This is a genomic window from Mycobacterium sp. (genome assembly GCF_036488105.1).
Classification (GTDB): domain Bacteria; phylum Actinomycetota; class Actinomycetes; order Mycobacteriales; family Mycobacteriaceae; genus Mycobacterium.
The window spans coordinates 1-21,456 of sequence record NZ_DASXHW010000082.1 but is presented as its reverse complement, the minus strand read 5'-3'; the positions used below and the strand labels follow the sequence as shown (position 1 = coordinate 21,456).

Below are 21,456 nucleotides of genomic sequence, written 5' to 3'. Positions count from 1 at the left end.
TTAAATATATAATGTACATTGTGTACGGCATCCAGGGCTGGGGCACCTATGTCCCCTATCGGCGCCTCGACCGAAGTCAAATCGTCTCTGTCACAGGCACACACGGCGGGTCCGGCACCCGTGCGGTAGCTGGCTACGATGAGGACGCCACCACGATGGGCGTCGAGGCCGCGCGGCGGGCACTGGCGAACCGTGCGACGACACCGGCTGCGGTCTGGTTCGCCACCGCCGCGCCCACCTATCTGGACCGAACAAACGCCACCGCGCTGCACGCCGCGCTGCGACTCGACCGCGACGTGGCCGCCTACGATGCGCTGGGCAGTGTCCGCTCGGCGTTCGGCGCCCTTTCAGCCGCGCTGTCGGTCAGCCCACCCACGCTGGTGGTCACCGCCGACCTGCGCTACGGACTGCCCGGCAGCGCCGACGAATCCACCGCAGGTGATGGGGCCGCTGCGGTCCTGGTGGGCGACGACGCCAGCGCACCGGTGCTGGCCGAGGTCATCGCCCGCACGTCGCTGACCGAGGAGTTCGTCGACCGGTGGCGCCAGCCGAACCGACCCACCTCACAGCTGTGGGAGGAGCGGTTCGGCGAGACCCGCTATGTGCCGTTGGCGCGCCAGGCGCTCAAGGGCGTGCTCGAGCGGGCCGGCCTCGACACTGATGACGTCACGAAGCTCATCGTCGCGGGGCTGCACGAGCGGGCGTGCGCGGCGGCGGCCAAACAGTCCGGGGTGGCCCCGGAGCGCGTCGCCGACCGGCTCGGCTCGGTCATCGGCAATGTCGGTGTGGCCCAACCGCTGCTGCTGCTGGCCTCGGCACTGGAGAGCGCACGCCCCGGCGACGTGATCGTCGTTCTGGGCCTGGCCGACGGCGCAGAGGGGCTCGCTCTGCGGGTCACCGACGCGATCACCGCGTACCGGCCCCGGCCCACGCTGAGCGCTCAGATCGCCGGCGGTGCCCCGATCAGCTACGGACGATTCCTGACCTGGCGGGGCTTGCTGACGGTGGAACCGCCGCGACGCCCGGAACCCGCGCGCCCGTCAGCCAGTGCCGCCGTGCGCAACGCCGAATGGAAGTTCGGGCTCGTCGGGCCGGCCGGGGTGCTGGCCGAGCAGCGCGGCACCGTCACCACTTTCACCGTCGACAAGTTGGCCTACTCCCTCAGCCCGCCGGTGGTCTTCGCCGTTGTCGACTTCGACGACGGCACCCGCCTACCCGTCGAACTCACCGACGTGGACGTCGAGGAGCTCGCCATCGGCACCCGCGTCGAAATGACCTTCCGCAGGCTGTTCGTGGCCGACGGCATCGCCAACTACTTCTGGAAGGCCCGCCCGATCCGCGACGTCGCGCCGCGCGCAGCGCAGGAGGGATCCGCATGAGCAGCAACGGAATTCGCGACCGGGTGGCCATCATCGGGGTCGGCTGCACGCATTTCGGTGAACGCTTCGACCTCGGCCTCGACGACTTGATCCGCCAAGCCGCCGGCGAGGCGTTCGCCACCGCCGGGGTGACCAAGGATGACGTCGACGCTTACTGGTTCGGCACCGCCCAGTCGGGCATGAGCGGCATCACCGTGGCCCGGCCGCTGGGTCTGGTCGACAAGCCGGTCACCCGGGTCGAGAACTTCTGCGCCACCGGCTCAGAAGCGCTGCGCCAGGCCGCCTACGCCGTAGCCAGTGGCGCCTATGACGTCGCCATGGCGATCGGCGCGGAAAAGGTCAAAGACTCCGGTTACCAAGGACTTAACGCCTTCCCGATACCCAACGACGGCACGGCGCGCACCTTGACCGCGGCGGCGATGTTCTCCATGGTGGTTCCCGCCTACGCCAAGCGCTACGGCGTCGATGAGGACGAGCTGCGCGGTGTGCTCGCCCGCATCGCGGCCAAGAACCACGCCAACGGCGCACGCAACCCCCGAGCGCAGTTCCGCAAGCAGGTCAGCGCCGACGCGATCTGCAACATGCCCGCCGTCGCCGGGCGGCTGTCGGTGTTCGACTGCGCGGGCGTGGCCGACGGTGCGGCCGCGGCGATCGTCGTGCGCGCCGAAGACGCCCACCGCTACACCGACAAGCCGCTGCTGATCAAGGCGCTGTCGTTGGTCGCGGGTAACGGCAGCGGATTGGCCGACCCCACCTACGATTACACCTACTTCCCCGAAGTCGCCGCATCGGCCGCCGACGCCTACCGGCAGGCGGGCATCACCGATCCGCGTGCCGAGCTGGCGATGGCCGAAGTGCACGACTGCTTCACCCCGACCGAGCTGGTGCTGGCCGAAGACCTCGGGTTGTGCGCGCGCGGCACCGCCTGGAAGGAAGTCCTGGCCGGGACGTTCGACCTCGACGGTGCGATGCCGGTCAACCCCGACGGCGGGCTCAAGTCGTTCGGCCATCCGACCGGGGCGTCGGGGTTGCGGATGATCTTCGAGGCGTGGCTGCAGCTGCGTGGGGAGGCTCCGGCGGATCGGCGCATCGCCACCTACGGCAAGCGGTCCAAAGCGCTGACGCACAACCTTGGCGGCTATCCGGGCGAGATGGTGTCGTTCGTCGGCATTTTCGGCACCGATTAGGCCTGACCCAACACATCCCGAGGAGGACAGAATGCCGGTGCGTGCCCCGCTGGACGGGTTGCGAGTTGTCGAGGTGTCGATGCTGGGGCCGGCAGCTATCACCACCGCCCTGGTCGATCTCGGCGCGGACGTCGTCAAGGTGGAGCCACCAGCGGGCGACTATGTGCGCCAGATGACATGGCCTATCGTGCAAGGAATTTCGCTGATGCATTTGCATGTCAATCGTGGCAAGCGCAGCGTCGCCCTCGACCTGCGCAACGGCGAGGCCAAGCAAGTGTTCCGGGATCTGGCCGCGAGTGCCGATGTCGTGGTGGAGGCGATGCGCCCGGGTGCGTTGCAACGATTGGGACTGGGGCCGACGGTGTTGCGCGAAGTCAACGAGAAGCTGGTCTTCGCCACCATTTCGGGCTACGGCGCCACCGGCCCCTACCGTGACTACCCCAGCCACGGGATCGCCTACGACGCCTGGGCGGGGATCGTCACTCCGGCGGTTGACGACGAGGGCTTCACCTATGTGCCGGAGCATGTTTCGGTCGGCATCAACGCGGCGCCGCTGTATGGGGCGCTGGCCATTCTGGCGGCGGTGATCCGCGCGCGCGAGACCGGGGTTGGCGCCGAGCTGGAGCTGGCCCAGTCCGACTGCGCGGCGGCGTTCGACTGGTACCGATCTGAAACTTACCGCGCCTACCAGCGCCCCGAGGACGAGGTGACAGGCAACGCATCGGACAACTATGAGCGGCGACCACCGGCGACGGCCGGCATGCGTGAGGGCGTGCGTTATCAGATCTATGCGTGTAAGGACGGCCATGTCCTGTTCATGGCCAGCGAACAGGAGTTCTGGCGCAACTTCTGCGACGGTGTCGGGCGGATGGACTTGTTCGAGCGCTGGCCGGGATCGCGTTACGCCGACCACGCCCGGGGTAACCGCGAACTGCAGTCGCATCTGCGCGAGATCTTCGCGACTCGCACGGCCGCCGAATGGGTCGACTTCGGTGGCCGCTACAACACCCCGATCGCGCCGGTGAACACCCCCGCAACACTGCCGGCCGATCCGCAGTTCGAGGACCGGTTCGACTGGATCCCCGCCGACCGGCTCGGCGCCGATGAGCTGCCGTTTCCGGTCAACTTCCGCGATGAGCAGCTGCCGGTGCCGCAAATGGCGCCGCGGGCCGGCGAACACACCGACGACGTGCTGCGCAAGGTCTGCTCGTATGACGACGCGCGGCTGACGGCGTTGCGCGCGGCGGGGGCGTTCGGCCAACAGCCGTCGACCGATGCAGTGCATTCGGCAGGCTGAGCGGCGTGATGCTGGTAGCCGAAATACGCGCGACAGCACAGCGTTTCGGCGAAGTAACCATGATGGTCGCCGAAGACGGCGCACTGACGTACCACTCGCTGGATTCTCGTTCGCAGCGCATCGCTGCGGGGCTGTGGCGCAGCGGGGTCCGCGCGGGTGACCGTATCGCGCTACGGCTGCCCAGTGGGACCTCATACCTGCTTGCCTACGCGGCTGCGGCGAAACTGGGTGCGGCCGTTGCCGGCATCAACTCGGGCCTGGCGAGCGCCGAGCAGAACAAGCTTGTCGAGCTGGCCGATCCCGCGCTGGTGTTGGACTCGGTGGACGCGGTGCTCGCACTCGAAGACCACGCCGGGTCCGCGCAGGTGCCCACTCTGCCTGCCGATCCGGCCCGGTTGGCCGCGCTGGTGTTCACCAGCGGAACCAGCGGGCTGCCACGAGCGGCGATGTTCACCGAGGCACAACTAGCAGCGGTGATGGCGCTGGAAACCGGTGGGGTGTGGGCTGATCGGCCGGGCACACCCATGGTGATCTCGACCCACCTGGCTCATGTCGGGCCGATGCTCAAGCTGCCGTGGTATCTGCGCCGCGGCCTGCGCATGCAGGTGATGCCGCGGTGGCGCGCGGCCGAGTACCTAAAGTTGGTGGCCGACCTGCGGCTGTCGGAAATCGGCGCTATCCCACCGCAATTGGCGTTGATGCTGGCCACGCCGGGCATCGACGAGCTCGACCTGACCTGTGTGCAGCGCGTCATCGCCGGCGGCGCCGCCTCATCACCGGACCTGGTGGAGGCGGTGCGACAGCGATTCGACGCCCAATACCTGGTGCGTTATTCCTCCACTGAGTCCGGTGGCGTCGGTCTCGGCACGTCCGGGGAGCGCCCCGCCGAGGCGTTGCGCGGCATCGGCAGGCCCCGGACCGGGGTGCAGGCGTGCATCCTCGACCCCGACGGGAAGCCGCTGCCTGACGGACGGGTCGGCGAGCTGTGCCTGACCACCCCGACGGCGATGGTCGGCTACTGGCGCGACGAACAGGCCACCGCCGCAGCGTTTCACGGTCGATGGCTTCGCACCGGTGACCTGGCAGCCCGCAACAACGACGGCACCTTCACCCTCAAAGGTCGCCTCAAGGAGATGTATATCCGCGGCGGCTACAACGTTTACCCGGCGGAGGTGGAGGCCGAACTGGGCTGCCATCCCGGGGTTTCGGCGTGCGCGGTGGTGGCGCGCCCGGACCCGACGATGGGTGAGATCGGGGTCGCCGTTATCGCGGTCAACGAACCTGCGCACGCGCCGAGCCTGGCCGATCTGCGCGCGTTTCTCGACCGACGGGTGGCGCGGTGGAAGCTGCCCGAAGATTTACTCGTGGTCGATAAGCTGCCGCTCAACAGTACCCACAAGCCGGATCGGCGCCTGCTCACCGAGATGGTTCGTGGCGCGGCGGGTTAGGCAGCGCAGCAGCGTCAGAAACGCATGCCGGGGTGGCGGGTTTCGAAGATCTCGGTCGACATAATCGTCCCGAGACTCTTTGCGTCCCACTTCTTTCCGCCCGCACTAACGGCTCTGCGCTCCTTCCAGCCCTGCATCCATATGATGCGGTCCTCGATCGAGCGGATCACTTGACCGGTCACGTGCGCCGCCTCATCACTGGCGAGCCACGCGACCAGCGGCGAGGAGTTCGCCGGGTCCATGGGGTGGTACTGATCTTCGGGCACCTCGTCGGGCTCGAAGGATTCGCCCATCCCGGGCATCGTCGCGGTGATCCGGGTCAGGCCCGACGGCCCGACGGCGTTGGCGGTCACGCCGACGCGATGCAACTCCAGCGCCAACGTCAGCGTCATCCCGACGATGGCGCCTTTGGCCGCCGCGTAGTTGGTCTGCCCGAAGTTGCCGCCGAGCCCGGCGCCCGAGGTGGTGTTGATGATGCGGCCGTTGACATTGGCCTCGCCGGCCTTGTTGCGCGCCCGCCAGTGCAGCGCTGCATGGTGGCAGATGGTCCAGGTGCCCTTTACGTGCACCCGCATGACGGCGTCGAAGTCCTGCTCGGACATGTTCCAGATTGCGGCGTCGCGCACTATGCCGGCGTTGTTGACCACGATGTCGAGGTGACCGTAGGTGTCGACGGCCTGACGCACCATCTCGCCGGCCGCGGCGAAGTCGGACACGTCGCCGTAATTGGCCACCGCGACGCCGCCGGCCTTTTCGATCAGGCGCACGGTTTCCTCGGCCGCGGTGCTGACGCCCTCCCCGCGGACCGAGGTCCCCAGGTCGTTGACGACGACGCTGGCGCCGTGCTTGGCCAGCTCCATCGCGTGCCCGCGACCGATGCCGTGACCGCCTCCGGTCACCAGCGCGACTTTCCCGTCGAGCAGACCCACGCCCGCCTCTCCTCCTGTGTTTTGCCTGCGGTATGTGCGGTACGTGCCGTTCTCAGAGCGGCATGTCGGGCAGCTCGAGACCGAGCAGCTTGATCGCGTTGCCGCGGGCGATCTTGTCGATCTGGTCCTGTGGAAGGTGCCCGAACTGCAGCGCGGCGGCCTCGCGTGACTGCGGCCAGGTGCCATCCTGGTGCGGGTAATCGGTTTCGAACAGCACGTTGTCTACCCCGACGCGATCCAGCACGCTGACCCCGACCGGGTCCTTGAAAAAGCAGCTGTACACCTGCCGGTAGTAGTAGGTCGACGGCAGCTCGGGACAGTTGTCCTGGCCGTGGGCCCAGCCGCGGTGGGTGTGCCAGACGTCGTCGGTGCGCTCCAAAACATATGGGATCCAGCCGATCTGAGCCTCTGCGTAGAGCAGCTTGAGGTTCGGGAATCGGTGCAGCACGCCGGAGAACAGGAAGTCGACCAGGCTGCCGACGGAGTTGCCGAAGATGATGGTGCCCTGCACGGCCTCCGGTGCGTCGTCGGAGGTCTTCGGGGTCTTGGTGCCCGAACCGATGTGCATCGACAACACCGTGCCGGTCTCTTGGCACGCCGCAAAGAACGGATCCCAGTACCCGGAGTGGATGCTGGGCAGGTCCAGATACGACGGCAGCTCGCTGAAGGCCACCGCCGGAACTCCGCGGGCCGCGTTTCGGCGGACCTCTGCGGCAGCCAGCTGCACATCCCACAACGGCACGATGCACAGCGGGATCAGTCGCCCGTCGCTGCCCCCGCACCATTCCTCGACCATCCAGTCGTTGTAGGCCTCCACGCAGAGCCGGGCAAGCTCTTTGTCCTTGCCCCACAGAAACAATTGACCGCAGAAGCGCGGGTAGTTGGGGAAGCACATCTGCGCTTGCACGCCGTTGATGGTCATGTCGGCGATCCGCTCGGGCGCCCGGAAGCAGCCCGGCCGCATATCTTCATAAGTCACTCCAGTTAGCGTGACCTCGTCAGCCGGCACACCGGCAGCGGCAATGTAACGCTTCAGGCTGGTTTGGCGGTCCTCGTAGAACCACCACGCGACGTCGGAGCCCTCGGTGCCGGGCGCCTCGATATAGGAGGAGCCGACCAGCTTGATGTCTCCGGCCGGCGCGTACACCACCCGCGGCCCTACCTCGCGGTACTTCGCGGGCAAGCGGGAGGTCCAAACATCAGGCGGCTCAACGACATGCGCATCGACGTCGACGATCGCCGGAATCCGCGCCAGCCGCTCGTCGAGGAGATCGGCTTCCTGAACATTCTGCGACATGAAGGTGCCTCACTATGGGAAATTAATATTGATATTATATACACAATCCGAAATCGAGAAATTGAGTGATGCTCGGTATGCCCGATTCGCGAATCGTCAGTCCTCCCAGTCGGTGCGGTCCGAGCGGGCCGGTTGCCGTCCGGTACGCAGCGGCGAGAGCGGGGCGTCCACGAGCAGCACGCGGTGACGCGACCGCACATGCTTCTCGGCACTGCCCACCAGCAGCTCGGGCGTACTGAGCAATGCCTGCTCGGCCAGGCTCCACGCCTCCCACGACGGAATGGCCCACAGCAGGATGCATTCGTCGTCGGCCACCATCGCGGTGCGCCAGGCGCCCAGAAGCCGCCAACCGAACCGGTCGTGCGCCGCCGGGGCAGCCTCGATCGCGGCGTCAAGAAACGCCTCGGGCCGCCCACGTTCCAGCCGAATCAGTTCGTGGGCATAGGTCGCCGCGCCGATGCCTTCGGCGCACAGCTGCGCGATGGTCTTGGTCTGCGGGTGCGGGACCAGGACGCGGTCGAATCCGCCTGAGCGCAAATCGGCTGCCGACGCCCACCACTTGGCCAGTGCAGGATCTTGCATCCCGACGCCGCCCGTCTCATGGCCCAAGCTGCGCGCCAGTCCATCGAATCCGTCCTCCTCCCAGATGTTGACGACCTCCGGCCACGTACCGGTCGAGCCGATGGTCCCCCAGACGCCGTAACACAGCTGGTTGCGTTGCTCCTGCGCGATCGGGCTCCAGTTCGCCGTCATGTGGTGCATGTAGCGGGCCCGGTTTTGCTTGGTGATGGAGATGAACTCGTGGATGTAAACCTTGGAATTGCCGGTCGCAACGCCTGACTCAGCCACGGGGCACCTCTCTCCACGGCCGGCCCTCCCACGGATCCGGCTCCTTCGGCATCCCCAGCACGCGCTCAGCGAGGATGTTCTTGTTCACCTCGGTCGTGCCGCCCTCGATCGTGTTGGCGCGGCTTCGCAGCATCCCGCGCACTTCGGCGGGCATCGACTCGCTATAGGTGCCGGGCTCGCCGTACCACGCGGTGCCCGAAGAGCCGAGCATCTCAGCGGCCAGCTTCTGGATCCGCTGGTTCAGATCGGAGCCGTGCACCTTGCCAATGGAGCTCTCCGGCCCCGGGGGCAGGCCCGCCCGCAGTCCAGCGCGGATCCGGTCGTTGGTCCAGCCGCGGATCTGTTCCTCTGCCCACAGCCGGACCAACTGGCCGCGGATCTGGGCGTCGTCCCACCCGCCGGCCAACCCCGCCTTCTCCCGCTCACGGGCCAGGCGCACCAGCCGTCGGGTCCCTGACCCGCCGATGCGGTCGACACCACCGGAACCCGATCCCGAGACCATCTGACGCTCGCCGGATAGCGTTGAGCGCGCGACCTTCCAGCCCGCGTTGACTTCGCCGACGCGCTGGTCGTCGGGAACGAACGCGCCGTCCAAGAACACCTCGTTGAAGTCGACCTCACCGCCGATGTGCCGCAGCGGCTTGACCTCTACGCCGGGCTGATGCAGGTCAATAAGGAAGTAGGTGATGCCATTGCGTTTGGCCACCTCCGGATCGGTACGTGCGAGCAGGACAGCCATGTCGGCCAGATGGGCCCATGTGGTCCATACCTTTTGGCCGGTGATGCGCCAGCCGTCGCCATCGCGCACGGCGCGGGTAGCCAGCGATGCCAGATCAGAACCGGCACCGGGCTCAGAAAACAGCTGGCACCACACCTGCTCGTTGCGCACGATCGGCGGCAGGAAACGCAGTCGCTGGTCCTCGGTGCCATCGGAGAACAGCGCCGGGGCAGCAAGGTTGAGTCCCAACGGGTTCAGTCGCGGCAGGTGATAGCGCGTGAGGATCTGTTCGGCTGCCCGCGCCAGTGGCCGGTCCCAGCCCAGGCCCCCGTACTCCGGGTTCCACTGCGGCACAACCAGCCCCGCGGCGGCCAGGGTCGGATACCACGCCCGGTATTCGTCGGGCGTGCGGACACTGCGCACGGCGCTGGGGCCGTCGGCCTCGGCCGCTTCCCGCCACGCCGCCGGAATCGCCTCGCTCACCCACGACCGCACAGCCGTTTGCACCTCGACCGGCGTGCTGGCGGCCAACAGGTCCTCTCGCGTGATCACGGCACCTCCTCGGTCAATGGTTCTGCGGCCTGCCCCCGAGCCACCCGTGCCCGGGTGGTCTCCAGCGACGCCCACAGCTGTTTCTTGAGCGCGGCCAACGTCACCGCATCGGCGCTGTCGGCGATGCGCTGCGCGATGTCGGCGGCCACTTCGGTCAGACGCTCGGGCGGGTCGACGACTTCGCTGACCCAGCCCAGTTGGTAGGCCCGCCGCGCGTCGACGCGTTCGTGTGCACCAATCAGCGCCATGCGCGCGACGGGCCCGAACGCCGCACGCCGAGCCAGCCCGATGGTCTCGAATGCCGACGCCTGCCCGACGCTGACGTGTGGGTCGAGGAAGGTGGCGTCCGACGACGCGATCACGACGTCGGAATCGACCACGAAATGCAGTCCGCCCCCGGCGCATACCCCGTTGATCGCGGTGACGACCGGCTTGGTGACACCACAATGCCAGCCGGTCAGCTGAAGGTCGGCGCGCTTGGTGCGTCGCGACATCTCCCGCAGCGCCGCCGGGTCACGAGCGAGCTGCACCATGTCCAGGCCCGTTTGAAACGCTCGACCAACCCCGGTGACCACGATGACGCGAATCGAGTTGTCCGCGTTTAGTTCTCGCCATGCTTCCGGCAGCGCCGTCATCATCGCGGCGTCCATCGCGTTCCCCGCCTGCGGCCGGTTGAAGATCAGCCAGCCCAGCATGCCGTCGCGCCGGATCAGCAGCGATTCCTCGGCCACGGCCACGGCACCCCCTCGGATCGGGTCTTGAGCTAAAGATATATATTTTATCCGTTATCCAGACGGCGTTCGCTTGGGGGTCGTCGCCGACCTGGCGAGAGGTGGAAGATGGCAGGCGCCGAGGGTCAGATCACCGACGAGGGCGTGGCGGCGTTGTGCGCCCGAATCGGCAAGCCGCAGGTGTATCCGGCGCCGCCGCACTACCGCCGGCCCGGAGTCGACGCCTTCCGCCACGTCGCATGGTCGTACGGTGACGACAACCCGCTGTGGAGCAACGTCGACTACGCCGCTCAATCGGTGTGGAAAGAGCCCATCGCCCCGCCCGCGATCGTCGGCGGCGACAGCCTGATCGGTGAAGACGAGCTCAGCGCAGAGGAGCTCGCCGCCCAGCAGGAGTTACGCGGCGACCCGCTGCGCGGTGTGCACGCCTTTTATGCCGCCAGCGAGCGGGAATGGTGGGCCCCGTTGCGGCCGGATCACCGCGTATCGCGGCGCACCGCGCTCGTAGGAGTCATCGACAAGCCTAGTGAGTTCGGCGGCCGCGGCGTTCAGGAGTGGACCGCGCAGGCATTTCGGACCGACGACGGCACCCTGCTGGGCGCCCAGTACCGGATGATGTACCGCACCGAGCGACAGAAGGCGCGCGAACGCAAAAAGTACGACAGCGTCGAGATCGCGCCGTGGACCGACGACGGCATCGCCGAGATCGACGCCCACTATGCGGCCGAGCGCGCGCGTGGCGCCGAGCCGCGGTGGTGGGAAGACGTCGCCGAAGGCGACACGATCGGCCCGCTGGCGAAGGGACCGCTGACGGTGACCGACATGATCTGCTGGCACGTCGGCATGGGTATGGGAATGTACAACGTGGCGCCGCTGCGCCTGGCGTACCGCAACCGCCAGCGGGTCCCGCGCTTCTACCATCGTGATGAGCTGGGCGTCCCCGACGCGATGCAGCGCGTGCACTGGGATCCGGCGTTCGCCCGGAAATCCGGCAACCCCACCACGTTTGACTACGGCCGCATGCGTGAGGCATGGATGATCCACGCCTGCACCGACTGGATGGGTGACGACGCCTGGCTGTGGCGGCTGCGCGTCGAATTCCGCCAGTTCAACTACGTCGGAGACGTCCAGTGGGTGGAAGGCACCGTCAGCCGGCGCTACCTTGCCGACGGTGATCGCCCCGCCGTCGATGTCGAATTGCGCACCCGCAACCAGCGCGATGCGGTGACCTCACCCGGTAGCGCCACCATCCTGTTACCCAGCCGCGAACACGGCCCGGTCCGGCTACCGGAACCCCCGGGCGGCGCGACCACCCTGGCGGAGGCATTCGCCGCAACCATCGACGGATTTGACCGTCGATGAGCCACGACGGCGGCCTCGCCGACGCACAGCTGCTCCAACGCACCGCGCGCGAGGTTTTCACGGAGCTGTTCCCCAGTACGCGGGTGCGCGAATTGATGGCCACGCAGTCGGGCTTTGACCGCCAGGACTGGCATCGGCTCACCGGCGAGCTCGGCGTTACCGGACTGATGGTCGGCGAGCAGTTCGGCGGCAGCGGCATGAGCGCGCGCGAACTCGGCGTGGTGTTCGAGGAGGCCGGCCGCAGCCTCGGTGGGGCACCGCTGTTCGCCGTCGCCGGCCTGGCCATACCGCTGCTGCTGGAGGTCGACAACGCCGACGCATGCGCGCGGTGGCTGCCCGGATTGTGCGACGGCAGCCTGCTGGCCACCGTGATCTATGCCGACGCCGACGGTCGTTGGGGCCCAGCACAAGTGGACATCCACGCCGACGGAGACCGACTGTTCGGGCGAGGCGGCTACGTCATCGACGCCGCCGAATCCGATCTGATCTTCACCCCGGCGCGCACACCGGAGGGGCCGGTGGTGTTCGCCGTCGAACGTCACGGCACCGGCGTCGAGGTGACACGGCTGATCACCCTCGACCAGACGCGCAAACAGGCCCACGTTGAGTTCTCCGGTGCCCCCGGGGTACGCCTCTGCGGCGCTGACCACCCGCTCGACCGCGCCTACGCTACCTCCTGCGCCTTGTTGGCCTGCGAATCGGCCGGTGTGGCGGCTCGCTGCCTGGACATGACCGCCGAATACGCCCGCGAGCGCGTGCAATTCGGCCGGCCGATCGGCAGCTTTCAGGCGATCAAGCAGAAGTTGGCCGACCTTCTCATTCAGGTGGAGTCGGCGCGCTCGGCGGCTACCGCCGCCGTCGAAGCCGTGGCCACCGACAGCCCCGACCTGTGGTGGACCGCATCGTTGGCCAAGGCGTACTGCTCGGAGGCGGCCATGCATGCCAGCGAGGAGACCATCCAGATCCACGGCGGGATCGGCTTCACCTGGGAGCACGACGCCCATCTGTATTTCAAGCGCGCCCGCACCGGCCAAGAGCTGCTCGGCGCCGCCCGAAGGCATTACGACATTGTGGCCGAACACCTTTCACGTATCTGAGCCAAACGTTAGGAGAAGCAATGGAATACGAAACGCTCAAGGTCGAGCGGCGCGGCCACGTCGGCTGGCTGCTGTTCAACCGCCCGGAGCGGCGGAACGCGATGAACAACGCCATGCGCGACGAGCTGCGGCAGGCCTGGCAGCAGCTCGCCGATGACCCCGCGGTGCGCGTCATCGTCAACAGCGGCCTGGGCCCCCATTTTCAGACCGGCGCCGACGTCGTCGAAATCGCCACCGACGGCCAGGGTTTCGGCCGCTACCGGCAATCGGTCGAGGACTGGGACCTCGGTTTCACGTCGTGGTTTTTACAGCTGGACAAACCGGTCATCGCCGCGGTCAACGGGATCTGTGCCGGCGGTGGTCTGCACTTCGTCGCGGACGCCGATATCGTCATCGCCGCCTCGGACGCCCAGTTCACCGATCCGCATGTCTCGGTCGGCCAGGTCACCGCGATCGAGGCGATCGGTCTGATGCGCAAGATTCCGGCCGAGGCAGTGCTGCGCATGGCGCTGGTCGGCCGCTACGAACGGATGTCAGCCCAGCGTGCCTTTGAAATCGGTTTGATCAGCGAGATCGTCGACCCGCCGGAGCGCCTGCACGAGGCCGCGCAAGATCTGGCCGAAAAGGTGGCGCGCAACTCACCTGCGGCGTTGCGCGCCACCAAACGTGCGCTATGGCAGGCCATGGAGGTCGGTTTGACCGACGCCTGCCGCGCCGGCGCCAAGGAGCTGGTTGGCCTGTGGGGACATCCCGATCAAACCGAAGGCCCCGCTGCATTCGCCGAGAAGCGCGAGGCCCGCTGGCAAGACTAGATCGGTTGTGGTCCAACTGCATTCGTCCACAAATTGCCGGTGGCGTTTGCACTATGGCGCTGCTCTGACGATGCTGTCGTTAGCGGCCTTCAAACTTCGGGTCACGGCGCTCGGTGAACGCCACCAGCCCCTCGCGGAAATCCGGGCTGCGTGAGCTCAACTCCATCGCGAAGGCCTCGCCGACGAGCTGCTGTTCCAGCGACTGCGAATAGCCGGCGTTGAGCAGCGACTTCGTCAAACCGATGGCGACGGTGGGCCCGTTAGCCAGCTTGTCGGCAAGCTCGTCTACGGCCGCATCCAACTCAGCGTCATCGACAGCTGCGTGAGCCAACCCCCAGTCCGCCGCCTCGGTCCCCGACAGTTGCCTGCCCAGGATGAGCAGTTCGCGTGCCCGAGCACGGCCCACGATGCGCGGCAACAACCACGTGCTGCCCGAATCCGGGGTGAAACCACGCGACAGAAACGGATACCACCACCGTGCATCATGCGATGTAACCGTGAAGTCCGCGGCGAGCGCGAGCTGCGCGCCGATTCCGACCGCCCATCCCCGCACCGAACACACAATCGGCAGCTGAGTTTCCAGCAAAAGTGGGATCAATCGATTGGCCTGGGTGGGCAGACGGCGCTGAATGCTGGCTGTGCGCGGTTTGGCCTCGCGCGCAGCGTTTCGGCCGACGATGTCGAAACCACTGCAGAAGTTCTGATTTGCGCCGCGCACCACGATCACCCGTAGCTCGTCGTGGGTGGCTGCGGCCTCCAGATTATCGATGAACGCCGCCATCGTCGTGTCGTCGAGCGCGTTGCGGTGCCGGGGCCGATCGATCGTGAGGGTCAGCCGGGTGCCGTCCAGGTCGGCGTGTAGACCCGTTGTGGTAACGAATTCCGCACTCATCAGCTGCCTTTCAGTTCTGCGGGCGAGCCGCCGACGGCACGCGAACGCAGATGGTTTTTCAGTACCTTTCCGCTGGCATTGACCGGCAGTTCATCGACGATGTAGACGTGGCGGGGCGCCTTGTAGTTGGCCATGTTGGTGCGGCTGAACGCAATGACGTCGTCAGACGTGATAGTGCGGCCCGCCCGCGCGATGACGAACGCGGCGCCCACCTCGCCCAATCGCTCGTCGGGGACGCCGATCACCGCAACCTGGGCGATGTTGGGATGTCGGCTCAGAATCTGTTCGATCTCGGCCGGGTAGGCGTTGAAACCGCCGACGATGAACATGTCCTTGAGCCGGTCGGTGATGTGTAATCGCCCGCCCTCGTCGAGTACGCCGATGTCACCGGTGTGCAGCCAGCCGTGCGCGTCGATCGTCGAGGCGGTCTGCGCCGGCTCGTCGAGGTATCCCCGCATCAATACGTAGCCGCGCACCACGATCTCACCTTCGGTGCCTGCCGGCTCCACCGCGCCATCGGGTGCGACGATGCGCACCTCTATCCCGGGCAGCGGGCGTCCAGCGCTTGAGGCAACGACGTCGAGCGGGTCGGTGTAACGGCTCATCGACACGATCCCGCACGTCTCGGTCAATCCGTAACCGGTGACGATGTGCTCGAATCCCACCTCGTCGCGGATGCGGTGCAGCAGTTCAGCGGGAACGGTGGACGCTCCGGTGACCACCAGCCTCAGCGTGTCAACGCCGTCACGACTATAGGCGGGGTGTTCGAGCATGGTCTGGAAGAGCGTGGGCGTTCCCGGTAGCACGGTGATGCACTCGGCCCGGACCACCTCGAGAACTGTTGGCACATCAAGTGTTTGCAGCGGCAAAATCGTTGCGCCGGCCAGAATCGCTGCCAGCCAGCCTGCCTTGTATCCGAAGCCGTGGAAGAACGGGTTCACGATCAGATACCGGTCACCTTCGCGCAGACCAACGACATTGTTCCACACTGCGTACGCGCGCAACGTCTGCCCGTGGGTGCACATGGCGCCCTTCGGTCGCCCGGTGGTGCCGGAGGTGAACAGGATGTCGGACAGATCGTCGGGGGTCACAGAGACTGCACGGTCCTCGACATCGGCGGCGGCGACAACGCGGCCCAGCGCGAGAAAGTCGTACCAGGACTGCGTGCCGCGGCTCGGTGCCCCAGTCAGTGTCACGATGTGTTCAAGAGCAGTCAGGTCCGCCACGGGCCACTGCGCGCCGTAACCGCCAGCCGCCTCCGCCAGCGACGCTGGATAGTCCTTGCCGAGGAAATCGGTGGTGGTGAACAAAAGCTTCGCCTGGCTCTTTTGCAGGATGAACGCCGCCTCCTCGCCCAGGAATCGGGTATTGATCGGTATAAGGACCGCGCCTGCACGTTGCAGGCCCAGCGCCGCCACCACCCACAGCGGTGAGTTGGGCGCCCAGATGGCGACACGGTCACCCTTGAGAATGCCTGCACCGATGATTGCGGCGGCCGCAATGCTGACGGCCTCATCGAGCTGCGCGTACGTAAGGCGCAAGTCGGCGCCGACGATCGCCTCCGCGCTGCCCAGGCGCCGGGCTGCGTCGGCCAAAAGTCGTGACGTCGTTCCGTAGCGCAAGTCCGCCCGCGGGTCATCCTCAGTTTGCATATTCTATACTCTATTCATCATATTTCTTGCTGGTTTACTCCGGGGCGCAAAACCGTTGGTGCCCACTTACGGCAGTGCGCTGTCCTCGACTTGTCGTATAGCGACGGCCGACTGGCCCCTGGTGCACGCCTCCGCACTTCAACCCTGAGTGCTCGACTTCGGGTCCTCGACGACCATCTCCCGGGAAGGAAGGAAACGTCTTGAACAACGACGACATGATTCTGATCAGCGTGGATGACCACATCATCGAGCCGCCGGACATGTTCGCGAATCACCTGCCTGACAAGTACAAGCTCGACGCCCCACGGCTGGTGCACAACCCCGACGGCTCCGACGTCTGGTCATTTCGCGACGTCGTTATCCCTAACGTGGCGCTGAACGCTGTCGCCGGCCGGCCCAAGGAGGAGTATGGCCTGGAGCCGCAGGGCCTCGATGAGATCCGGCCCGGTTGCTACAACGTCGACGAGCGGATCAAGGACATGAACGCCGGCGGCGTGCTGGCGTCGATGAACTTCCCCTCGTTCCCGGGCTTCGCCGCACGGCTGTTTGCCACCGAGGATTCGTACTTTTCGCTGGCATTGGTGCAGGCGTACAACGACTGGCACATCGACGAGTGGTGCGGCGCTTATCCCGGACGCTTCATCCCGATGGCGCTCCCGGTCATCTGGGATGCCGAACTGTGCGCGGCCGAGGTGCGGCGCTGCTCGAAGAAGGGCGTGCACTCGTTGACCTTCTCGGAAAACCCTGCGGCCCTGGGATATCCGAGTTTCCATGATCCGTACTGGAATCCCGTCTGGGAGGCCCTCGTCGACACGAACTCAGTGCTCAGCGTGCACATCGGGTCCTCGGGCAAACTGTCGATCCCGGCAGTCGACTCACCGCCGGATGTGATGATCACCTTGCAGCCCATGAACATCGTGCAAGCGGCCGCCGATCTGCTGTGGTCACGGCCGGTGAAGGACTACCCCGACCTGAAGATCGCGCTCTCCGAGGGCGGCACGGGATGGATCCCCTACTTCCTCGACCGGGCGGACCGAACGTTTGACATGCACTCGACCTGGACGATGCAGGACTTCAGCGGCAAGCTGCCCTCGGAGGTGTTCCGCGAACACTTCCTGACCTGTTTCATCAGCGACCCGGTCGGCGTCAGACTGCGCCATGACATCGGCATCGACAACATCGCCTGGGAGATGGACTACCCGCACAGCGACTCGATGTGGCCGGGTGCGCCCGAAGAGCTCGGCGCCGTGCTGGCTGATGACCATGTGCCCGATGACGAGATCAATAAGATGACCTACGAAAACGCTTGTCGCTGGTACTCATTCAACCCGTTCAAACACATTCCTCGGGAGAACGCCACGGTGGGTGCGCTGCGCCGAGCGGCCGAAGGCCACGACGTCAGCATCCAGGCCCGCAGTCATCACGCCCGTGACGCGGCAGACAAACTCAGCAGCTTCCAGGACCAGATCGCCGCTGCAAGCGCGCAGCTCACCTAGTCGAAGCGGGGCGCGGGTCACGAAGTGCGGCAGGGGCTCTCGGGGCTCTACACCCGCCCAACGAATGACGCCTTAAATCGTGTGCTTCCGGTCATCGCGACTCGGCATGCAACTTTTCCTCGACATGATGGGTTGGGTTGCCAACATGTGGCCGCTGCTGCCGATACCTGTATTCAGGCCCATGGCTGGTGGTTTCGGCCTGACTCACGTGCGTCCGCGCGTCGCTGATCGTGACTTTCCAAGGCGCGGTTCAGGAGTTCGGTCGTGGCGATCATATAGTCGGTGACATACGAACCATCAAAACCCTTGCTCGGCGACGTCGGACGTGCTTTGCGGTTGAATAGTATGCCGCTACGGCCATTGAGCTCCGGGGTAAACAGCAAGGGGACAACGCGTCTGGCGTATTGGTCCGGCGATTGCAGGAACACGCCGACGGCGCCCTCGAATAGGCGGTAGCCCAGGCTTCTACTGCGGCCCATCCAGTTTTCGCGGATGCCGGTCTTGATGAGCCCGGGTCCAAGGCCAAAGTATGCCGGTCCGGGGAACATCCCGTTGGCGCCCAACGCGAGGACCTCGTTGCCGGCGACGGTGTTGGCGTGGGCTGCCATGGCTTTATACCGCAACTCTGAGTTGAGGTCGCCGGTATTTCCGAGCTGACCGCTGCCTGGTGAGCCCATGACGAACACGCGGGGTTGGGGCGCGTCGGCGGGACGTGCGATTCCGAGCCGGCCACTGATCCCTTTGAGGATGGCTACCCGGTTGAGGAAGCTGACTGCCATGTCGCGCTCGATGCCCTCGGCGGTTTGCTCGCGCGTTGGAGCGGCGATGATGCCGGCGGTGAACAGCGCCACGTCGACATCCTCGACGGCGAGGTCCTCACCGAGCCGCAATGCGTCAGTCATCAACGAGAGATCAGCCCGCACGAATTTCGGTTGTCCTTGAGGAAATTCACGCAGAGTGCGGCCGACGACGGTGACGTCGGCACCGCGGGCCATCGCTAGGCCAGCGATCGCCCGCCCCAGGCCGTTGGTACCCCCGATGACGAGGAGTCTCTTGGACGACAGGTCCAGCTCGTCGATCGACTGCGGACGGATGCTGACTTTGCCAGCGCTCAATCGTCGGTTCATCATTGCCTGCCTTTCGGATGGCCGCAGCTCGGCACGGTGCCACCAAAGATGCTGCGGGGCGGTCCAGACGCTGGATCACACAAACGGACTATACCCCGCTTACGTCGATCCAGTAAAGTTCCCTGCATGGACCAGCTGGCGGTGACACCACCAACGCCTAGTGGGGAACGTGCTGACGCGGCACGCAACCGCCGCCAACTGCTGAGCACAGCACGAGAACTAATGGCCGAAGTGGGCGCCGCACGGGTCACTATGGACGGCCTCGCTGCCCGCGCCGATCTGGGTAAAGGCACCGTATTTCGGCGCTTCGGTAGCCGCGCGGGCATCTTTCAGGCGCTGCTCGACGACGAAGAACGCGCACTGCAACTAGCGGTCATGTCCGGAAAGCCGCCATTGGGACCCGGGGCACCGCCGCGAGATCGGTTGATCGCCTACGGGCATGCGCGCGTACGGTTTCTGTTCGACAACCACGAGATCGCGCGCGCCTCGCTTGACGGCGGTCAGCCCGTGCCCACCGGACGTGAAACCCCCCTCTCGCGCATCCACATTCGAATGCTTCTCGGTCAAATCCGTCCGGAAGTAACAGACCTCGATGTCCTGGCCATTCAACTCACCGCCGCATTAGACGGACCCTTGCTGCTACAACTCACAGCCACCGAACTCTCCAAGCCGGCGATCGCCCGCAACCGCCGACGACTCAAAACCGGGTGGACAGAGCTCATCGACCGAATCTGCCCCGCGTGACACAAGGAACCACACAACGCCGCGGGCCGCGGCGGCATGTGATCGGACTGCGGTAAGGATGTCTGGCGAGTTTTCCGGCCTCCTACCTCACTCGGAGAATTATCGTCACTGCGTGAGGCGTCGAACGGTGCTAACGCTCCCAGTGCTGCTGGCGGCAGGCCCTGCATTGACAAAGACACCCCGCGCCGCTGCAGAGCAAAGCCGATGGTCGCCTGATCGGGCCAACCACTGGTATCAGGCGCAAGGGTGGCGCGTCGGCGCAAACTACATCACCTCGAACGCCATCAACCAGCTCGAGATGTTTCAGGCCGACACCTTCGACCCCCGGCGTATCGATACCGAGCTCGGCTGGGCCCAGTCACACGGACTCAACACGGTGCGGGTCTTCCTCCACGATCAGCTTTGGGCCCAAAACCATCGAGGCTTCCAGAGCCGTCTCGAGCAGTTCGTCGCCATTGCGGCGCGCCACCGCATCAAACCGCTCTTTGTCTTCTTCGACTCATGTTGGGATCCGTTCCCCAAACCGGGACGCCAGCGCGCCCCGAAGCCTGGGGTCCACAACTCCGGCTGGGTGCAAAGCCCGGGCGCTGAACACCTCGATGACCTCGACTACCGTCGCACTCTGCTTGAATATGTCACGGGAGTGTTGACCCAATTCCGCACGGATGACCGTGTTTTGGGTTGGGACCTGTGGAATGAGCCCGACAATCCCGCCCGCGTGTATCGCAAGGTCGAAAGGAAAGACAAGCTGGAGCGTGTCGCCGACCTGCTCTCGCTGGCGTTCGGGTGGGCACGTTCGGTTGATCCGAGTCAACCGTTAACGAGTGGCGTGTGGGACGGCGAGTGGGGAGATCCCCAGCGGCGCAGCGAAATCGCTAACATCCAACTGGACAACTCCGATGTGGTCACCTTCCACTGCTATGACGAACCAGCAGGCTTCGAGGCCCGGATCGCGGAACTGTCCCCATTGGGACGGCCGATGCTCTGCACGGAGTACCTGGCTCGGACCCTGGGCAGTACCGTCGACGGGGTCCTGCCAGTTGCGAAGCGGCACAACGTTGGTGCGATCAATTGGGGTTTGGTCGCCGGTAAGACCCAGACCTACTTTCCATGGGACTCCTGGGATCACCCGTACACGACAGCTCCGAAGCTCTGGTTTCAAGACCTGGCCCAACCCGATGGACGGCCCTACCGGGACACCGGAATTCAAACTATCAGCAAGTTGACCAGGCTCTAGTGGTCATTCGCGCTCGAACACGTCGGGATTGCTGTCGGGAACGGGCATGAGTACTTTGTCCAGCGTCATCACAGGCTGCCTGTTCCAGCCCCGGCCGTCGATCGCGGCTGCCCCAGGGTCTCAAGGTGACACGCGTCTGGCCCCATCAAAGTTCCCGACGTCCTTCCGCTCCCGGCGCGCTTACCTGGCGCAGTCGTTCGGCGTTGGATATCAGTACGCTCTTGCCCTCCAACGTGATCCAGCCGCGGTGGGCGAAGTCGCCCAACGCCTTGTTCACCGTTTCGCGTGACGCCCCGACCAACTGAGCGATCTCCGCCTGCGTCAGGTCATGAGTAACCCGCAGCGCGCCGTCCTCCTGCGTGCCGAATCGCTGTGCGAGCTGCAGCAACTGCTTGGCGACCCGGCCCGGGACGTCGGTGAAGATCAGATCGGCCACATTGTCATTGGTGCGCCGCAGCCGGCGGGCCACCACTCGCAGTAATCGCTCAATGATTTCGGGTGTCGATGCCCGGCGTCCGCGTGTCGTAGGCCGTGAATCCGTGGTAGGTCTCGGTGCCCGTGATTTCGCGCTCGAACACGTCGGGATTCCTGTCGGGAACGGGCATGAGTACTTTGTCCAGCGTCATCACAGGCTGCCTGTTCCAGCCCCG

The 21,456-nt window shown here is 65.8% G+C and carries 18 protein-coding genes and 1 pseudogene; 10 read left to right on the top strand and 9 right to left on the bottom strand.

Annotation, left to right across the window (positions count from 1 at the left end):
* Nucleotides 1-11: 11 nt before the first annotated feature.
* From VGH54_RS04375 to VGH54_RS04360, 4 genes are read left to right on the top strand one after another with little or no spacing between them, the layout of a single operon-like run.
* Nucleotides 12-1,379: an OB-fold domain-containing protein gene (locus VGH54_RS04375; protein ID WP_331510715.1), complete on the top strand. Its 1,368-nt coding sequence runs from the start codon at nt 12-14 to the stop codon at nt 1,377-1,379.
* On the top strand, nt 1,376-2,566 hold the full coding sequence (locus tag VGH54_RS04370; RefSeq protein ID WP_331510714.1) for an acetyl-CoA acetyltransferase: 1,191 nt from the start codon (nt 1,376-1,378) through the stop codon (nt 2,564-2,566). Before VGH54_RS04375 ends, VGH54_RS04370 begins: the two co-directional genes overlap by 4 nt.
* 31 nt (nt 2,567-2,597) lie before the next feature.
* On the top strand, nt 2,598-3,863 hold the full coding sequence (locus VGH54_RS04365; protein WP_331510713.1) for a CoA transferase: 1,266 nt from the start codon (nt 2,598-2,600) through the stop codon (nt 3,861-3,863).
* An 8-nt stretch (nt 3,864-3,871) separates the two neighbouring features.
* The gene (locus VGH54_RS04360) at nt 3,872-5,311 is read left to right on the top strand and encodes a class I adenylate-forming enzyme family protein (RefSeq protein WP_331510789.1); all 1,440 of its coding nucleotides are present in this window, start codon (nt 3,872-3,874) and stop codon (nt 5,309-5,311) included.
* Nucleotides 5,312-5,325: 14 nt separating this feature from the next.
* On the opposite strand, the gene VGH54_RS04355 is transcribed toward VGH54_RS04360, so the two are convergent.
* The 5 genes from VGH54_RS04355 to VGH54_RS04335 form a co-directional block, all read right to left on the bottom strand.
* Nucleotides 5,326-6,240: an SDR family NAD(P)-dependent oxidoreductase gene (locus tag VGH54_RS04355; protein WP_331510711.1), complete on the bottom strand. Its 915-nt coding sequence runs from the start codon at nt 6,238-6,240 to the stop codon at nt 5,326-5,328.
* A gap of 52 nt (nt 6,241-6,292) precedes the next feature.
* Nucleotides 6,293-7,537 (bottom strand): amidohydrolase family protein, encoded by a 1,245-nt coding sequence (locus VGH54_RS04350; RefSeq protein WP_331510710.1) that lies wholly within the window; start codon nt 7,535-7,537, stop codon nt 6,293-6,295.
* 96 nt (nt 7,538-7,633) lie between these two features.
* A complete protein-coding gene (locus VGH54_RS04345; protein ID WP_331510709.1) occupies nt 7,634-8,386 on the bottom strand; it encodes a hypothetical protein in 753 nt (250 codons plus the stop codon).
* A complete protein-coding gene (locus tag VGH54_RS04340; RefSeq protein ID WP_414688640.1) occupies nt 8,379-9,653 on the bottom strand; it encodes an acyl-CoA dehydrogenase family protein in 1,275 nt (424 codons plus the stop codon). Before VGH54_RS04340 ends, VGH54_RS04345 begins: the two co-directional genes overlap by 8 nt.
* A complete protein-coding gene (locus VGH54_RS04335) occupies nt 9,653-10,393 on the bottom strand; it encodes an enoyl-CoA hydratase/isomerase family protein (RefSeq protein ID WP_331510706.1) in 741 nt (246 codons plus the stop codon). The genes VGH54_RS04340 and VGH54_RS04335 overlap by 1 nt, the downstream gene beginning before the upstream one ends.
* A 102-nt stretch (nt 10,394-10,495) precedes the next feature.
* Here VGH54_RS04335 and VGH54_RS04330 point away from each other — a divergent pair, with 102 nt between their 5' ends.
* Genes VGH54_RS04330 through VGH54_RS04320 form a run of 3 tightly spaced genes read left to right on the top strand, consistent with a single transcriptional unit; the run spans nt 10,496 to nt 13,658 of the window.
* Nucleotides 10,496-11,749 carry a hypothetical protein gene (locus VGH54_RS04330; RefSeq protein WP_331510705.1) on the top strand — a complete coding sequence of 418 codons (1,254 nt, stop codon included), beginning with the start codon at nt 10,496-10,498 and terminating at the stop codon, nt 11,747-11,749.
* Nucleotides 11,746-12,846: an acyl-CoA dehydrogenase family protein gene (locus VGH54_RS04325; protein WP_331510704.1), complete on the top strand. Its 1,101-nt coding sequence runs from the start codon at nt 11,746-11,748 to the stop codon at nt 12,844-12,846. The genes VGH54_RS04330 and VGH54_RS04325 overlap by 4 nt, the downstream gene beginning before the upstream one ends.
* A 20-nt stretch (nt 12,847-12,866) precedes the next feature.
* Nucleotides 12,867-13,658: an enoyl-CoA hydratase/isomerase family protein gene (locus tag VGH54_RS04320; RefSeq protein WP_331510703.1), complete on the top strand. Its 792-nt coding sequence runs from the start codon at nt 12,867-12,869 to the stop codon at nt 13,656-13,658.
* 79 nt (nt 13,659-13,737) lie between these two features.
* On the opposite strand, the gene VGH54_RS04315 is transcribed toward VGH54_RS04320, so the two are convergent.
* Both VGH54_RS04315 and VGH54_RS04310 read right to left on the bottom strand, forming a co-directional pair.
* Nucleotides 13,738-14,550: an enoyl-CoA hydratase/isomerase family protein gene (locus tag VGH54_RS04315; RefSeq protein WP_331510702.1), complete on the bottom strand. Its 813-nt coding sequence runs from the start codon at nt 14,548-14,550 to the stop codon at nt 13,738-13,740.
* Nucleotides 14,550-16,202, bottom strand: a complete 1,653-nt coding sequence (locus tag VGH54_RS04310; RefSeq protein ID WP_331510701.1) for a FadD3 family acyl-CoA ligase — start codon at nt 16,200-16,202, stop codon at nt 14,550-14,552. The genes VGH54_RS04315 and VGH54_RS04310 overlap by 1 nt, the downstream gene beginning before the upstream one ends.
* Nucleotides 16,203-16,402: 200 nt before the next feature.
* Between VGH54_RS04310 and VGH54_RS04305 the strand changes: the two genes are divergently transcribed.
* On the top strand, nt 16,403-17,698 hold the full coding sequence (locus VGH54_RS04305) for an amidohydrolase family protein (protein WP_331510700.1): 1,296 nt from the start codon (nt 16,403-16,405) through the stop codon (nt 17,696-17,698).
* 173 nt (nt 17,699-17,871) lie between these two features.
* Here the strand turns inward: VGH54_RS04305 and VGH54_RS04300 are convergent, their stop codons facing one another.
* The gene (locus VGH54_RS04300; protein WP_331510699.1) at nt 17,872-18,825 is read right to left on the bottom strand and encodes an SDR family NAD(P)-dependent oxidoreductase; all 954 of its coding nucleotides are present in this window, start codon (nt 18,823-18,825) and stop codon (nt 17,872-17,874) included.
* Between the two features lie 126 nt (nt 18,826-18,951).
* On the opposite strand from VGH54_RS04300, the gene VGH54_RS04295 reads away from it, so the two are divergent.
* A complete protein-coding gene (locus VGH54_RS04295; protein ID WP_331510698.1) occupies nt 18,952-19,569 on the top strand; it encodes a helix-turn-helix domain-containing protein in 618 nt (205 codons plus the stop codon).
* A gap of 112 nt (nt 19,570-19,681) precedes the next feature.
* Entirely contained in the window at nt 19,682-20,806 is a 1,125-nt protein-coding gene (locus tag VGH54_RS04290) for a 1,4-beta-xylanase (protein WP_331510697.1), read from the top strand.
* Between the two features lie 145 nt (nt 20,807-20,951).
* Here the strand turns inward: VGH54_RS04290 and VGH54_RS04285 are convergent.
* Nucleotides 20,952-21,314: pseudogene (locus VGH54_RS04285) on the bottom strand (Crp/Fnr family transcriptional regulator); the annotation flags it as partial.
* Nucleotides 21,315-21,456 lie beyond the last annotated feature (142 nt).

Excerpts from the sequence above, each read along its gene's own strand:
- VGH54_RS04375 (WP_331510715.1), top strand. The coding sequence starts at position 12 with ATGTACATTGTGTACGGCATCCAGGGCTGGGGCACCTATGTCCCCTAT.
- VGH54_RS04370 (WP_331510714.1), top strand. The coding sequence starts at position 1,376 with ATGAGCAGCAACGGAATTCGCGACCGGGTGGCCATCATCGGGGTCGGC.
- VGH54_RS04365 (WP_331510713.1), top strand. The coding sequence starts at position 2,598 with ATGCCGGTGCGTGCCCCGCTGGACGGGTTGCGAGTTGTCGAGGTGTCG.
- VGH54_RS04360 (WP_331510789.1), top strand. The coding sequence starts at position 3,872 with ATGCTGGTAGCCGAAATACGCGCGACAGCACAGCGTTTCGGCGAAGTA.
- VGH54_RS04350 (WP_331510710.1), bottom strand. The coding sequence starts at position 7,537 with ATGTCGCAGAATGTTCAGGAAGCCGATCTCCTCGACGAGCGGCTGGCG.
- VGH54_RS04330 (WP_331510705.1), top strand. The coding sequence starts at position 10,496 with ATGGCAGGCGCCGAGGGTCAGATCACCGACGAGGGCGTGGCGGCGTTG.
- VGH54_RS04325 (WP_331510704.1), top strand. The coding sequence starts at position 11,746 with ATGAGCCACGACGGCGGCCTCGCCGACGCACAGCTGCTCCAACGCACC.
- VGH54_RS04320 (WP_331510703.1), top strand. The coding sequence starts at position 12,867 with ATGGAATACGAAACGCTCAAGGTCGAGCGGCGCGGCCACGTCGGCTGG.
- VGH54_RS04315 (WP_331510702.1), bottom strand. The coding sequence starts at position 14,550 with ATGAGTGCGGAATTCGTTACCACAACGGGTCTACACGCCGACCTGGAC.
- VGH54_RS04310 (WP_331510701.1), bottom strand. The coding sequence starts at position 16,202 with ATGCAAACTGAGGATGACCCGCGGGCGGACTTGCGCTACGGAACGACG.
- VGH54_RS04300 (WP_331510699.1), bottom strand. The coding sequence starts at position 18,825 with ATGAACCGACGATTGAGCGCTGGCAAAGTCAGCATCCGTCCGCAGTCG.
- VGH54_RS04295 (WP_331510698.1), top strand. The coding sequence starts at position 18,952 with ATGGACCAGCTGGCGGTGACACCACCAACGCCTAGTGGGGAACGTGCT.